Source organism: Variovorax sp. EL159, from assembly GCF_900100965.1.
Lineage (GTDB): Bacteria > Pseudomonadota > Gammaproteobacteria > Burkholderiales > Burkholderiaceae_C > Variovorax.
The window spans coordinates 1,187,858-1,202,185 of the sequence record NZ_FMUJ01000002.1; the positions used below are offsets into that span (position 1 = coordinate 1,187,858).

Genomic DNA, 14,328 nt, shown 5'->3' on the forward strand with positions numbered 1-14,328 from the left:
ATCCGGTCCATGTCCGCCACGTCCCTGCTGCTTCAACTGATCGTCATCCTCACGACCGCGCGTGTTTGCGGCTGGGTCCTGCGCCACGTGGGGCAGCCATCGGTGGTGGGCGAAATGGCGGCGGGCCTGATGCTCGGGCCGGTGGTCATGGGGGCGCTCTTTCCCTCGCTGCACGCGCAGCTGTTCTCGAAGGAATCGCTGCAGGGGCTGTCTTCGCTCTCGACACTGGGGCTGGTGCTGTTCATGTTCGTGGTCGGGCTGGAGTTGCGTTCCACGAAAACCATGCGCGAGCAGTTGCGCTCCGCGGGCTACGTGGGCGTGCTGAGCGTCGTGGTGCCGCTGGCACTGGGCATCGCGATATCGCCGGCGTTGTATCCGGCGCTCGCGCCCAAGGGCGTCGGCTTCTGGCCGTTCGCACTCTTCATGGCGGCCGCGCTGTCGATCACGGCCTTTCCGGTGATGGCGCGCATCCTCAAGGACCGCGGCATGACGCGCACGCCATTCGGCCAGCTGTCGCTCGGCGCGGCGGCGGTGGTCGATGTGTTCGCCTGGATCCTGCTGGCCTTCGTGGTGGCGCTGGTCGGGGCGGGCGAGGGTTATGCCGGCCTGCTCAAGACCACGGTGGGCATGGCGGTGGTGCTGTGCGCGCTGTTCTTCGGGCTCAAGCCGGCCTTTGCCTGGCTGCTGCGCGTGAAGGCGCCCGATGGCGAGCCTTCGACCACGGTGATGGCGTCGCTGATGATCGGCCTGCTGCTGTGCGCGCTGGTCACCGAATGGCTGCACCTGCACGCGGTGTTCGGTGCCTTCCTGTTCGGCGCCTGCCTGCCGCGCGACGACCGGCTGCTGAAGTCGCTGACCGAGCGCATCGAGCCGATTTCCATTGTCGTGCTGATGCCGTTGTTCTTTGCGCTGGCGGGGCTGGGCACCACCTCCAATGCCTTCTCGGGCGCGAGCATGGGGGCGATGCTGCTGATCGTGGGCGTTGCCACGGTCGGCAAGATCGCCGGCGGCGCGGTCGGCGCCCGCATGGCGGGCTACGGCTGGCGCGACAGCCTGGCCACGGGCTCGCTGATGAACGCGCGCGGCCTGATGGAACTGATCGTGATGAAGATCGGCCTCGACGCCGGCCTGATCGGCCCCGAGCTGTTCACGATGCTGCTGGTGATGGCGCTGGTGACTACCGCGATGACGGGGCCGCTCATCAACCTGTTCATCGGGCGCAAAGCACCAATGGCCGATGCGGGCGATGCCCACCGCACTCCCGCCAAGCCCTGAACGGCGCGGCGACTGACGGGCCGCGCAGCCCCGTCAGCCGGCGCGCCGCAACACCGTGAACCCGATGCGCGTCTTGCCGCCTTGGCTGGCCGCGAACACGCGTCCGCCATGCATGCGCGCAATGGCCTCGACGATCGACAGCCCCAGGCCGTGGTGCCGGGTCGAGCTGTCCCGGGCCTGGGCAGCACGGTAGAAGCGCTCGAACAGGCGCGGCAACGCGGCGGGGTCGATCGGTTCGCCGTGGTTGATGACGGCGATGGTGAACTCGTCGCCGTCCTGCGCGATCTCGATGCGAAGGGTCGAAGCCGGCGTCGCGAAGCGGATCGCATTGCCCAGCAGGTTGGAGAGCGCGCGCCGTATCAGCGCGGCATCCACATCGGCCATCGCGTCGCCACTCACTTCGGCACGCAGGCCGGCTTCTTCGAGCATGGCGTCGTAGAAGTCGATCACGTTGCCAGCCTGCACGGCCAGGCTCGCGGCGGCCCGTGTGCGCATCGGCACGCCACGGTCGGCCTGCGAAAGAAACAGCATGTCGGTGACGATGCCCGAGAGCCGGCCGACTTCTTCGAGGTTCGACGCCAACACGGTCTGCAGCTCTTCGTTGCTGCGCGGGCGCGTGAGCGCGAGTTCGGTGGAGCCGATCAGGTTGGCCAGCGGCGTGCGCAGTTCGTGCGCCACGTCGGCATTGAAGGATTCGAGCTGCACGTAGGCCCGCTGCACGCGCAGCAGCAGGGCATTGAACTGCGTGATCCAGGGCCGCAGCTCTTCGGCGAAGGCCATCGCGTCGATGGGCCGGTTGGCCTTGTCGGGGGCCATCGCCGCGGTGCGTTCGGCCAGCGCCTTCAACGGGCGCAAGCCACGCCGCACCAGCCACGTGCCGGTGAGCGACACCAGCGCCGTGCCCAGCACGACGGCGCCCAGCAGCGTCCACGCCAGGCGTTCGAGCAGGCGCGCCTCTTGCGCCATGTTCACGCCGATCTGCACCGACAGCTGCGTCGTGTTGCCGCCCTGGTGCCAGGGCACTTCCAGCTCGCGCCGCATCCAGCGGCCGCCCGGTGCGGGTGTCGACTGAAAAAGCTCGCTGCCCGCATGCGAGATCGACAGCGACACGTCGTCCTGCATCGAGAAGAAGTCGTTCAGCTTGTGCCGCAGAAAGACGAGGTCGCCGCCTTTCTCTGCCTCTTCGAGGAGATGCAGCACCAGCACCGCCTTATGGTCGAGTTCGTCCTGCTGCTTCTGGGCGAAGTTCCACGCGGTGACGAGGTAGATCGCAAGACAGATCACGCTCAGCCCGAACAGGGTCTGTGCGGCAAACCAGAGCGAGAGCCGGCTTTGTATCGAGTGCGGCCGGGGGCTCATGCCCAGGAGCGGTCTTCCAGCACGTAGCCCATGCCGCGCACCGTGTGCAGCAGCTTCACCTCGAACGGGTCGTCGAGCTTGCTGCGAAGGCGGCGGATCGCCACTTCGACCACGTTGGTGTCGCTATCGAAGTTCATGTCCCAGACCTGCTCGGCCAGCGTGGTGCGCGACAGGATCTGGCCGCGCCGGCGCAGCAGCACCACCAGCAGCGTGAACTCCTTGGCCGTGAGGTCCAGGCGCACGCGGTTGCGAAAGCACTTGCGGCTGGCAAGGTCGAGTTCGAGGTCGGCCAGCCGCAGCACGGTCGACTCCTGCGGCTTGCCGCGCCGGAGCAGGGCCTGCACGCGCGCCAGCAATTCGGAAAAGGAGAAGGGCTTGACGAGGTAGTCGTCGGCGCCTTGCTGGAGCCCCTGCACGCGGTCTTCGACCTTGTCGCGCGCGGTGAGCACCAGGACCGGCACGTTCTTGGTGCGCCGTATGGCCTGCAGGACGGCAAAGCCGTCGATGCCCGGCAGCATCACGTCGAGCAGAACGAGTGCGTAGTCGCCTTCGGTGGCAAGGTATCTCCCCTCGATGCCGTCACGGGCGATGTCGACCACGTACCCGTTCTCTTCGAGCCCCTTTTTCAGGTAATCGCCCAGCTTGGGCTCGTCTTCAATGACAAGAATGCGCATCGCCGGATGGTACCGAACCCCTCTTGATACGGAGGTTACGATTTAGTAATCCTATTGACGGACAAGGCCTCGGGTGCGTGTCATACATTGCGCCAGGCCCGCACATTGCAGGGCCTTTGCCCAGGGCCGCGTCACAGGCCATCGATATACTTTTTGACTCCATGCGCCGCTGGCTTCTGATCTTCCTGCTGTTCCTGCTCCCGTTCCAGCTCAGCTGGGCGGCGTCGGCGGCGTACTGCCAGCATGAGCGCGACACGCAGCCCCAGCACTGGGGCCACCACGAAGACGAGCGGGGCGGCACCGATCGCACGCACACTGGCGACGGTGCCAAGAAAGACACCGGCACCCAGCCGGGCGCGGCGGCCGGCCATTGCACGGTCAGCCATTTCGGCCACGCCCAGCACACCGACCTGACCGCGGGCGAACTGCCCGCGCTGCCGGGGCTCTCGCAGCTTCCGCGTGCCTTGACCGCCGAGGCCTTCGTCTCGCACATCTCCGACGTTCCGGTCCGTCCCGACTGGTCTCTTGCCGTCTGATTCGGCGAGAGAACACAACCCCACTGATCGTCTTTTTCATCAGCTGAGCTCTCGCCGAATTCGTCCGTCCGTTGTTTCGCAACCCAGGAGAATTCGATGCGCACGCTCTTCGTGCCGCTGGCCGTCTTGGCCTTGGCGGTACCCCCGGCCTATTCACAGTCGCCACAGTCGTCACAGTCACTGCAGCCACAGACCTCGACTGTTGCCGGCACCCAGTCTTCCCAGCCATCGTCCCGGCCAGCCGCCAGGACGCTGGAGCCCGCGGGCCCGCTGACCCTGCACAGCGCCGTTTCGATGGTGCTGCAGTCCAACCCCAGCCTGTCCGCCGCCGTGCGCGAGCAGGAAGCCACCGAAGGCGCCATCGTTCAGGCCGGCGCCTGGCCCAACCCGGTGTTGAGCGCACAGGTGGAAGACCTGCGCCGCGACAACCGGACCACCACCGTGCAGCTGGGCCAGCCCATCGAGCTGGGCGGCAAGCGCGCGGCCCGCGTGACGGCGGCGGAACGCGCGCGCGACCAGGCCGCGTCGGCGCTGGTCGCGCGGCGCTCCGAGTTGCGCGCCTTGACCGTCACGGCCTTCTTCGACGTGCTCACCGCCCAGGAGCGCCTGCGGCTGGCGCAGGATTCCCTGGGCCTTGCACAAACCGCCACCCGCGCCGCCACCAACCGCGTGGCGGCCGGCAAGGTCTCGCCGCTGGAAGAAACCAGGGCGCGCGTGGCCGAGTCCGGCACGCGTGTCGAGCTGCTGCAGGCCGAGGGCACGCTGCGCTCGGCGCGCCAGCAATTGGCTGCGCTGTGGGGCAACCCGAACCCGCGCTTCACGCTGGCCGATGGCACCGTCGATCAGTTGCCGGTGGTCGCGACGTCGAAGGACGTGGAAGGCCGCTTCTTCGCGGCGCCCGTGTTGCGGCAGGCGCGGCTCGAGATCGAGCGGCGCGAGGCGCTGTCGAGCCTGGAGCGCGCCAAGCGCGTGCCTGACGTCACGGTGTCGCTGGGCGTCAAGCGGGTGCCGGCACCCACCGAAACCGAAGGCGCCAACGCCAGCAGCAGCCGTCGCAACCAGGTGGTGGTGGGCGTGTCGATTCCGTTGCCGATCTTCGACACCAACCGGGGCAACCTGGCCGAAGCCCTGAGCCGCGAGGAAAAGGCACGCGACGACCTCGCCGCCGCCGAGCTGCAACTGGGTGCCGACGTGGCGCAGGCCATCGAGCGCCTGCGCTCGGCGCGCGCCACCGCCGAGACCCTGCAGCGCGACGCGCTGCCCGGTGCCGAGACCGCCTTCAAGGCCGCCACCAAGGGCTTCGAGCTGGGCAAGTTCAGCTTTCTCGAAGCGCTGGATGCGCAACGCACGCTGTTCCAGGTGCGCACGCAGTACCTGGTCGCGCTGGCCGATGCCTACCGCGCGTCCGGCGATCTCGACCGGCTGCTGGGCACCGAAGGCGACGAAACACCGAACGCGACGCCACCCGCGCGCTGACCGACAAGGAACCAACAGACCATGAACACAAAAGAACGTCAATCGCTCGCCGAACGCGTCGGCAAGAAGCAGTGGCTCGCCATCGTGGCGGTGCTTGTCGTGGGGCTCGGCGTCGGCGCGCTGATCCTGCGCACGGCGCCCGCCAAGCCCGAGGCGGCCGGCCATTCGGAAGCGGCCGGACACGGCGACGGCGAGCACCACGAAGAGGGCGGGAAGCAAGGCAAGGAAGAGGGCAAGGACCACGACCACAGCCACGCCGAGGCCAAGGGGCATGCCGACAAGGAGCATCACGAGGAGGCTGCGGGAGAGAAGGGTGCCGAGGCACCGAAGGCAGAGAAGACCGAGCAGGGCAAGGAAGCGGGTGAGCCCGCGAAGGCCTCCGCCGAGCACAAGGAAGACGAAGAAACCATCGCCTTTACCGACGAGCAGATCAAGGCCGCCGGCATGGCGATCGAGAACGCCGGCCCCGCGCGCATCAAGTCGTCGCTGCAACTGCCTGGCGAGATCAAGTTCAACGAAGACCGCACGGCGCACGTGGTGCCGCGCGTGGCGGGCGTGGTCGACAGCGTGTCGGCCAACCTGGGGCAGGAGGTCAAGCGCGGCCAGGTGCTGGCCGTGCTGTCGAGCCCGGCACTGTCGGAGCAGCGCAGCGCATTGCAGTCGGCCCAGCGCCGGCTGGAGCTGGCGCGCACCACCTACGAACGCGAGAAGAAGCTGTGGGAAGAAAAGATCTCTCCGCAGCAGGACTACCTGGCCGCCCAGCAGGCGATGCAGGAGTCGCAGATTGCCGTGGCCAATGCCAACCAGAAGCTGCTGGCACTGGGCGCCACGCCGGGCGCGTCGGCCCTCGGCCGCTACGAGCTGCGCGCGCCCTTCGATGGCATGGTGGTCGAAAAGCACATCTCGCTCGGCGAGTCGGTGGGCGAGGCGGTCAACGTCTTCACCATCTCCGACCTCTCGACCGTGTGGGCCGAGATCAGCGTGGCCGCCAACAACCTGAACCTGGTGCGCATCGGCGAGCCGGTGAGCATCCGTTCGAGTGCCTTCGACCAGACGGCCAGCGGCACGGTGTCGTACGTGGGCTCGCTGATCGGCGCGCAGACGCGCACCGCCACCGCACGCGTCACGCTGACCAACCCGCAGCGCATCTGGCGCCCGGGCCTGTTCGTGAATGTCGAGCTGGTGTCGTCCGAGGCGCAGGTGCCCATCACCGTGGCGGCGGACGCGGTGCAGACGGTGGAAGAAAAGCCCACCGTCTTCCTCAAGGTACCCGGCGGCTTCCTGCCGCAGCACGTGCAGACCGGCCGCAGCGACGGCCAGCGCATCGAGATCGTGAGCGGCCTGAAGCCCGGCACCGCCTACGCCGCCAGCGGCAGCTTCGTCGTGAAGTCGCAGCAGGGCAAGAGCTCGGCCACGCACACCCACTGAGGACGCCCGCATGTTCGAACGAATCATCCGCTTCTCGATAGAGCAGCGCTGGCTGATCCTGCTGGCCGTGCTCGGCATGGCCGCGCTCGGTGTCTTCAGCTACCAGAAGCTGCCCATCGATGCGGTGCCCGACATCACCAACGTGCAGGTGCAGATCAACACCGCCGCGCCCGGCTACTCGCCGCTGGAGGCGGAGCAGCGCGTGACCTACCCGATCGAAACCGTCATGGCCGGCCTGCCCGGCCTGCAGCAGACCCGTTCGCTCTCGCGCTACGGCCTGTCGCAGGTGACGGTGATCTTCGAGGACGGGACCGACATCTACTTCGCGCGGCAGCTCGTCAACGAGCGCATCCAGTCGGCGCGCGAGAAGATGCCGCGCGGCGTGTCGCCCGTGATCGGACCCATCTCGACCGGCCTGGGCGAGATCTACCTGTGGACTGTCGAGGCCGAGGAGGGCGCGAAGAAGGCCGACGGCAAGCCCTACACCCCGACCGACCTGCGCGAGATCCAGGACTGGATCATCAAGCCGCAACTGCGCAACGTGACGGGCGTGACCGAGATCAACTCCATCGGCGGCTACGCCAAGGAGTTCCAGATCGCACCCGATCCGGCCAAGCTGCTGGCCCACGGCCTCACCATGACCGACCTGGTCACCGCGCTGGAGCGCAACAACGCCAACGTGGGCGCGGGCTACATCGAAAAGCGCGGCGAGCAATACCTCATTCGCGCGCCGGGACAGGTCAAGTCGGCGGAAGACATCGGCAACGTGATCCTGGGCAATGCCAACGGCGTGCCGCTGCGCGTGCAGGACGTGGCCGAGGTCGGCATCGGCAAGGAACTGCGCACGGGCGCCGCCACCGACAACGGCCGCGAAGTGGTGCTGGGCACGGTGTTCATGCTGATCGGCGAGAACAGCCGCACCGTGTCGCAGGCCGTCGACAAGAAGATGCAGGAGATCAACCGCACGCTGCCCGCCGGCGTGAAGGCCGTGACGGTGTACGACCGCACGGTGCTGGTCGACAAGGCCATCGCCACCGTCAAGAAGAACCTGTTCGAGGGCGCGGTGCTGGTCATCGCGATCCTGTTCCTGTTCCTCGGCAACATCCGCGCAGCGCTGATCACCGCGCTGGTGATTCCGCTGTCGATGCTCTTCACCTTCACCGGCATGGTGAACCAGAAGATCAGCGCCAACCTCATGAGCCTGGGCGCGCTCGACTTCGGCATCATCATCGACGGCGCAGTGGTGATCGTGGAGAACTGCGTGCGAAGGCTGGCCCATGCGCAGGCCAAGTATGGAAGGCCGCTCACGCGCAGCGAGCGCTTTCATGAAGTGTTCGCGGCCTCGCAGGAGGCACGGCGCCCGCTGCTGTTCGGCCAGCTCATCATCATGATCGTGTACCTGCCGATCTTTGCGCTCACGGGCGTGGAGGGCAAGCTGTTCCACCCGATGGCCTTCACCGTGGTGATCGCGCTGCTGGGCGCGATGATCCTGTCTATCACCTTCATTCCGGCGGCCGTGGCGCTGTTCATCGGCAACAAGGTCGGCGAGAAGGAAAACCGCCTGATGCAGTGGGCCAAGCGTGGCTACGAGCCGCTGCTGACGCGCGTGATGAACGCCAAGCCGTTTGTCATCACCACGGCCGTGGTGGCGGTGCTGCTGTCGGGCCTGCTGGCCACGCGCCTGGGCACGGAGTTCGTGCCCAGCCTGAGCGAGGGTGACTTCGCCATTCAGGCGCTGCGCATTCCGGGCACCAGCCTCACGCAGTCGGTCGAGATGCAAAAGCAGCTCGAACGCACGCTGAAAGAAAAATTTCCGGAGATCGAGCGCGTGTTCGCGCGCACCGGCACGGCCGAGATCGCGTCGGACCCGATGCCGCCGAACATCTCCGACGGCTACATCATGCTCAAGCCCGAGAGCGAATGGCCCAAGCCAAAGCGCACGCGCGCCGAGATTCTTGCGGCCGTGCAGGAAGAGGTCGAGAAGCTGCCGGGCAACAACTACGAGTTCTCGCAGCCCATTCAATTGCGCTTCAACGAGTTGATCTCGGGCGTGCGCAGCGACGTTGCCGTGAAGATCTTCGGCGACGACATGGACGTGCTCAACAAGACCGCGACCGAGGTCTCGGGCGTGCTGGGCAAGATCGCCGGCGCCGCCGAAGTGAAGGTCGAGCAGACCACGGGCTTGCCGATGCTCACCGTGAACATCGACCGCAGCAAGACCGCGCGCTACGGCCTCAACGTGGGCGATGTGCAGGACGCGATTTCCATCGCGGTGGGCGGGCGCGAGTCGGGCACGCTGTTCGACGGCGACCGGCGCTTCGACATCATCGTGCGGCTGCCCGAGAACCTGCGCACCGACCTGGAGGCCATCAAGCGCCTGCCGGTAGCGCTGCCCAAGGGCGCGGGCGCGGAGGCGCAGCGCACCAGCTTCATTCCGCTGGGCGAGGTCGCCACGCTGGAGCTGGCGCCGGGGCCCAACCAGGTCAGCCGCGAGAACGGCAAGCGCCGCATCGTGGTGAGCGCGAACGTGCGTGGCCGCGACCTCGGCTCCTTCGTGGCCGAGGCCGAAGAGGCCATGCGCCAGGTGACCATTCCCACCGGCTACTGGACCGTGTGGGGCGGCCAGTACGAGAACCTCGCCTCGGCCACGCAGCGCCTGCAGGTGGTGGTGCCGGTGTCGCTGCTGCTGGTGTTCACGCTGCTGTTCGCGATGTTCGGCAACCTGAAGGACGGGCTGCTGGTGTTCACCGGCATTCCGTTCGCGCTCACGGGCGGCATCGTGGCGCTGTGGATGCGGGGCATTCCGCTGTCGATCTCGGCGGCGGTGGGCTTCATCGCGCTGTCGGGCGTGGCGGTGCTCAACGGGTTGGTGATGATCTCGTTCATCCGCAACCTGCGCGAAGGCGGCCTGCCGCTCGATGCGGCGATCCGCGAAGGCGCGCTCACCCGCCTGCGGCCGGTGCTCATGACCGCGCTGGTTGCGTCGCTGGGCTTCGTGCCGATGGCCATTGCCACCGGCACGGGCGCCGAAGTGCAGCGGCCGCTGGCCACGGTGGTGATCGGCGGTATCCTCTCGTCGACCGCGCTGACGCTGCTGGTGCTTCCGCTGCTCTACCGCATTGCGCACCGGCGCGACGAAGACGAGGTGCAGGAGGAGGCGAGCGAAGACCGGAGCCACGGCGCGCCACTCGATCCTTCACTGCGGGGTTCCAATGGCACATGAGCATTCACACGCTGTCGGTGGCAATGAAAAGGCACTGCGCATCGCGCTGCTGCTGACGGGGACCTACCTCGTGGCCGAGGTGATCGGCGGGCTGGTCTCGGGCAGCCTGGCGCTGCTGTCCGATGCGGCCCACATGTTCACCGACACCGTGGCGCTGGCCATCTCGCTGACGGCCATCTGGATCGGCAAGCGGCCGGCCGACAAGCGGCGCACCTTCGGCTACTACCGCTTCGAGATCCTGGCGGCGGTGCTCAACGCGGTGCTGCTGTTCTTCGTGGCGATCTACGTGTTGTACGAGGCCTACCGGCGCATCTCGGCACCGGCCGAGATCCAGTCGACCATGATGCTGGTGGTGGCCATCGGCGGGCTGATCGTCAACCTCATCGGCATGCGGCTGCTGGCGTCCGGCAAGGACGAGAGCCTCAACGTGAAGGGCGCGTACCTGGAGGTATGGGCCGACATGCTGGGTTCGGTCGGCGTGATCGTCGGGGCGCTGGTGATCCGCTTCACGGGTTGGGCCTGGGTCGACTCGGTGATCGCGGTGGCCATTGGCCTGTGGGTGCTGCCGCGCACCTGGCGGCTGTTGCGCGAAAGCCTGAACGTGCTGCTCGAAGGCGTGCCCGACGACGTCGACCTGCCCGAAGTCGAGCGTGCGCTGGCCGGCAGCGCGGGCGTGGCGAGCCTGCACGACCTGCACGTGTGGGCGCTGTCCAGCGGCAAGGTGAGCCTGAGCGTGCACGTGGTGTGCACGCCCGAGGTGGGCGACATGGCGCCGCTGATGCTGCAGCTGCGCGCGATGCTGGCCGAGAAGTTCGACATCCACCATTCGACGGTGCAGGTTGAGCGCGTGCCGTGCGAGCAGGCGGCCGACAGCCACGGGTTCGGGCCGGCGCTGGCCTGAGCGCGAACCTGGCCGCATCGATCAGCGGTTTCTGCGGCGAGAATCCGGTGGGCCGCGGCCTTCCGCAAGGCGCATGAATCTGCGTTGGAAGAGGGCACGTCTCGTTGTGCATGCAACGGGCTGGCGGCCCGATTCACAACGACAGATCGATGGGCAACTACAACCAATCTTCAACCGGGGCGCGCAGGACGGAAGCGCCGCCCCAGCAGCGCCGAAGGGTCCATGGCGGCTCGGCGTCGCAGCCGCCGATGGCCTTGTTCGATGCCGCCGCGCATGCCGCCCCCGCGCCTCGCGAGCCCCGTGTCCGAACCTGGCGATCGACGCTGGTCGGCGCGGCCATCGGCATGGGCATCGTCCTGGCGTTTGCCATGAAGTGGCTCATGAGCTACCAGATCGACAGCGCGGAAGCGCGCCGCGTGCAGGAGAAAGCCATGCGGGCGGCCGCCGCGCATTGCTATGAGCAGACGTCGAACGCAGCGATCAACGCCTGCCTGAAGGACGTCGAGGCCCGGAGCGCTCCGGCGCCATGAAAAAAGGGGGCGTTCGCCCCCATCTCTTGTCTTCGCCGGAGGCCGTTCGCCTCAGCGTGAGCGGATCGCCGACTTCGGCCTGAAGGCCTTGCAGACCGCGTCGTCGGTTTCCATGTACGGCCCGCCGATCAGGTCGATGCAATACGGCACCGCCGCGAAGATGCCCGGCACGAGCTGCGTACCGTCCGCATCCTTCAGCCCTTCGAGCGTTTCCGCGATCGACTTGGGCTGCCCCGGCAGGTTGATGATCAGGCTCTTGTCGCGGATCACCGCCACCTGGCGCGACAGGATCGCGGTCGGCACGAAGCGCAGGCTGATCTGGCGCATCTGCTCGCCGAAGCCGGGCATTTCCTTGTGGGCGACGGCCAGCGTGGCTTCGGGCGTCACGTCCCGCAGGGCGGGGCCGGTGCCGCCGGTGGTGAGCACCAGCGAGCAGCCGGCGTCGACCAGCTCGATCAGCGCGGCGCTGATGCCAGCGGCCTCGTCGGGAATCAGGCGGGGCTCGAATTCGATCGGGTTCTTCAGCGCCCGGCCGAGCCATTCCTTCAGCGAGGGCAGGCCCTTGTCTTCGTAGGTGCCGCTTGAGGCGCGGTCGCTGATCGAGACGATGCCGATGCGGACGGGGTCGAACGCGCTCATGGTCTTGCGCCTTCCCCTTCCGGGGGAAGGTGGGGACGGGGGCACTCGGCCTTCGATGAAGCACTGCGCACGATCAGAGGCCGTCGTGCCCCCACCCCGGCCCTCCCCCGGAAGGGGAGGGAGAAAGACAGGGGGCTCATGCGTCTTCTTCCCGGTCTTGCGCGGCGGCTGCGGCCGCATGGTCGGCGCCGCCATGCACCGCCAGTTGCGCACGCACCAGCTGGAAGATCTCGCGGTAGGCCTTGCCCTGGCGCGGCGCTTCGCCGGCGGGGCCGGTCTTCATGTCCTTGCGGGCCTGGCGCACCAGCGCGCGCAGCTGCTGGGAATCGGTGGCGGGGTGGGTTTCGATCCAGCCGCCGAGTGCGTCGTCGTCGGCAATCAGGCGGTCGCGCCAGCGCTCGGCTTCGTGCAGCGCGGCAGTTTCGGCGGCCGGCACGGTGTTCTGCTCGGTCAGGGCGAGCTTGACGGCTTCCAGCACTTCGGGTTCGAGCTTGCGCATCAGCTTGCCGATGAACTGCATCTGGCGGCGCTTGCCCTCGAAATTGGTGATGCGCTTGGCCTCGGCAATGGCGTCGACCAGCTTTTCGTCCAGCGGAAGGGCATCGAACAGGGCGGCGCGCAGGGTGAGCAGCTCGGTGCCGAGCTTTTGCAGTTCGTCGCTCTCGCGCTTGAGGTCGGTGCGGCTGGCATCGTCGGTGCCCTTGAGCTCGCGCTTGAGTTCAAGGTCGAGTTCGCTGCCTTCGGCAACGAACTGGCCACGGACGAAATAGCCTTTTTTGGGTTTGCGGGACATGGAGTTGGATTCTGGGCCGCACCGTGCGGCGTTGCAATGTGCGCAACAGACAGTGGGAAAACGAGAAATAGGAGGCGCAAGTATCATAGCCACCACATGACGACATCCTCCTCGCGCGCCGATTCCGGCTTCGCCTACAGCCGCTCCTTCTTCGAAAACCTGGTCGACACCGCCTTGGCGCATGCCAAGAAGCTCGGTGCCACCGACGCCGGGGCCGAGGCCTCCGAGGGCTGCGGCCTGAGCGTGTCGGTGCGCAAGGGCGAGCTGGAGAACGTCGAGCGCAACCGCGACAAGTCGCTCGGCATCACGGTCTACGTGGGCCATCGCCGCGGCAACGCCAGCACCTCCGACTTCTCCGAAGCCGCGATCAAGCAGACCGTGCAAGCGGCCTACGACATCGCCCGCTTCACGGCCGAAGACCCGGTGAGCGGCCTGCCCGACGAGGAAGACATCGCCAAGGATTACCCCGAGCTCGACCTGTTCCACCCCTGGGACGTGACGAGCGAGCAGGCCGCCAGGCTGGCGCTGGAGTGCGAAGAAGCCGCGCTGTCGACCGACAAGCGCATCACCAACAGCGAAGGCGCGGGCGTCTCGGCCCAGCAGAGCCATTTCTTCAGCGCCCATACGCACGGCTTTCGCGGCGGCTACGCCAGCTCGCGGCATTCGATCTCGGTGGCGCCCATCGCCGGCAAGGGCGACGGCATGCAGCGCGACGCCTGGTACAGCTCGATGCGCGCCGCCGACGAACTGGCCAGCCCGCAGGCCGTGGGCCGCTACGCCGCCGAACGGGCACTGAGCCGCCTGAAGTCGCGCAAGATCAAGACCACCGAATGCCCGGTGCTGTTCGAGTCGCCCCTGGCCGTGGGCCTGCTGGGCGGGCTGGTGCAGGCCGTGAGCGGCGGCGCGCTCTACCGCAAGAGCACCTTCCTGCTCGATTCGCTGGGCAAGCCCGTGCTGCCCAAGCACATCGACATCGCCGAAGACCCGCACATCCTGCGCGGCAAGGGCAGCTCGCCCTTCGACGACGAAGGCGTGGTCACCCGCGCGCGCAAGGTGGTCGATGCCGGCCGGCTCGAAGGCTACTTCCTCTCGACGTACTCGGCCCGCAAGCTGGGCATGAAGACCACCGGCAACGCCGGCGGCTCGCACAACCTGACGCTCAGCTCGCGCCTGACGAAGCACACCGACGACCTCGACGCGATGCTCGCCAAGCTGGGCACTGGCCTCTTCGTGATCGAGCTGATGGGGCAGGGCGTGAACTACGTGACCGGCGACTACTCGCGCGGTGCCAGCGGCTTCTGGGTCGAGAAGGGCAAGATCGCCTTCCCGGTGCAGGAGATCACCATTGCCGGCAACCTCAAGGACATGCTGATGGGCATTGAAGCCATCGGCGCGGATGCCTACACTTTCGGTGCCAAGACCACGGGGTCGGTGCTGGTGAACCGCATGAAGGTGGCCGGCGCCTGAGCCGGCGCCACAGCCCACTGCGATTGC

At 67.5% G+C, this 14,328-nt stretch carries 12 protein-coding genes; 8 read left to right on the plus strand and 4 right to left on the minus strand.

The annotated features are described in order from the left end of the window. Nucleotides 1-9: 9 nt before the first annotated feature. Nucleotides 10-1,275, plus strand: coding sequence for a cation:proton antiporter (locus tag BLQ28_RS11725; protein WP_093239215.1), 1,266 nt, complete (start codon nucleotides 10-12; stop codon nucleotides 1,273-1,275). A 33-nt stretch (nucleotides 1,276-1,308) separates the two neighbouring features. On the opposite strand, the gene BLQ28_RS11730 is transcribed toward BLQ28_RS11725, so the two are convergent. Both BLQ28_RS11730 and BLQ28_RS11735 read right to left on the minus strand, forming a co-directional pair. After that, complete coding sequence (locus BLQ28_RS11730; RefSeq protein WP_093239216.1) at nucleotides 1,309-2,634, minus strand: heavy metal sensor histidine kinase; 1,326 nt, start codon at nucleotides 2,632-2,634, stop codon at nucleotides 1,309-1,311. Then, complete coding sequence (locus BLQ28_RS11735; protein WP_093239218.1) at nucleotides 2,631-3,308, minus strand: heavy metal response regulator transcription factor; 678 nt, start codon at nucleotides 3,306-3,308, stop codon at nucleotides 2,631-2,633. The genes BLQ28_RS11730 and BLQ28_RS11735 overlap by 4 nt, the downstream gene beginning before the upstream one ends. Nucleotides 3,309-3,469: 161 nt before the next feature. Here BLQ28_RS11735 and BLQ28_RS11740 point away from each other — a divergent pair, with 161 nt between their 5' ends. From BLQ28_RS11740 to BLQ28_RS11765, 6 genes are all read left to right on the plus strand, one after another. Beyond that, nucleotides 3,470-3,844 carry a hypothetical protein gene (locus BLQ28_RS11740; protein ID WP_093239219.1) on the plus strand — a complete coding sequence of 125 codons (375 nt, stop codon included), beginning with the start codon at nucleotides 3,470-3,472 and terminating at the stop codon, nucleotides 3,842-3,844. A gap of 96 nt (nucleotides 3,845-3,940) precedes the next feature. Then, nucleotides 3,941-5,320 carry a TolC family protein gene (locus tag BLQ28_RS11745; RefSeq protein WP_093239221.1) on the plus strand — a complete coding sequence of 460 codons (1,380 nt, stop codon included), beginning with the start codon at nucleotides 3,941-3,943 and terminating at the stop codon, nucleotides 5,318-5,320. Between the two features lie 21 nt (nucleotides 5,321-5,341). Further along, the gene (locus BLQ28_RS11750; RefSeq protein WP_093239222.1) at nucleotides 5,342-6,748 is read left to right on the plus strand and encodes an efflux RND transporter periplasmic adaptor subunit; all 1,407 of its coding nucleotides are present in this window, start codon (nucleotides 5,342-5,344) and stop codon (nucleotides 6,746-6,748) included. Between the two features lie 10 nt (nucleotides 6,749-6,758). Beyond that, nucleotides 6,759-9,971 carry a CusA/CzcA family heavy metal efflux RND transporter gene (locus tag BLQ28_RS11755; RefSeq protein WP_093239224.1) on the plus strand — a complete coding sequence of 1,071 codons (3,213 nt, stop codon included), beginning with the start codon at nucleotides 6,759-6,761 and terminating at the stop codon, nucleotides 9,969-9,971. Continuing rightward, nucleotides 9,961-10,872, plus strand: a complete 912-nt coding sequence (locus BLQ28_RS11760; protein ID WP_093239225.1) for a cation diffusion facilitator family transporter — start codon at nucleotides 9,961-9,963, stop codon at nucleotides 10,870-10,872. The genes BLQ28_RS11755 and BLQ28_RS11760 overlap by 11 nt, the downstream gene beginning before the upstream one ends. 149 nt (nucleotides 10,873-11,021) lie before the next feature. After that, nucleotides 11,022-11,402, plus strand: a complete 381-nt coding sequence (locus BLQ28_RS11765; protein WP_143012473.1) for a hypothetical protein — start codon at nucleotides 11,022-11,024, stop codon at nucleotides 11,400-11,402. A 51-nt stretch (nucleotides 11,403-11,453) separates the two neighbouring features. Here BLQ28_RS11765 and mog read toward each other — a convergent pair whose 3' ends face one another. Together mog and yjgA are read right to left on the minus strand one after the other, a co-directional pair. After that, nucleotides 11,454-12,017 carry a molybdopterin adenylyltransferase gene (mog, locus tag BLQ28_RS11770; RefSeq protein ID WP_371126635.1) on the minus strand — a complete coding sequence of 188 codons (564 nt, stop codon included), beginning with the start codon at nucleotides 12,015-12,017 and terminating at the stop codon, nucleotides 11,454-11,456. A gap of 160 nt (nucleotides 12,018-12,177) precedes the next feature. After that, entirely contained in the window at nucleotides 12,178-12,834 is a 657-nt protein-coding gene (yjgA, locus tag BLQ28_RS11775) for a ribosome biogenesis factor YjgA (protein WP_093239230.1), read from the minus strand. A gap of 96 nt (nucleotides 12,835-12,930) precedes the next feature. Here yjgA and pmbA point away from each other — a divergent pair, with 96 nt between their 5' ends. Beyond that, nucleotides 12,931-14,301 carry a metalloprotease PmbA gene (gene pmbA, locus BLQ28_RS11780; protein ID WP_093239232.1) on the plus strand — a complete coding sequence of 457 codons (1,371 nt, stop codon included), beginning with the start codon at nucleotides 12,931-12,933 and terminating at the stop codon, nucleotides 14,299-14,301. The last annotated feature ends 27 nt before the right edge of the window (nucleotides 14,302-14,328 follow it).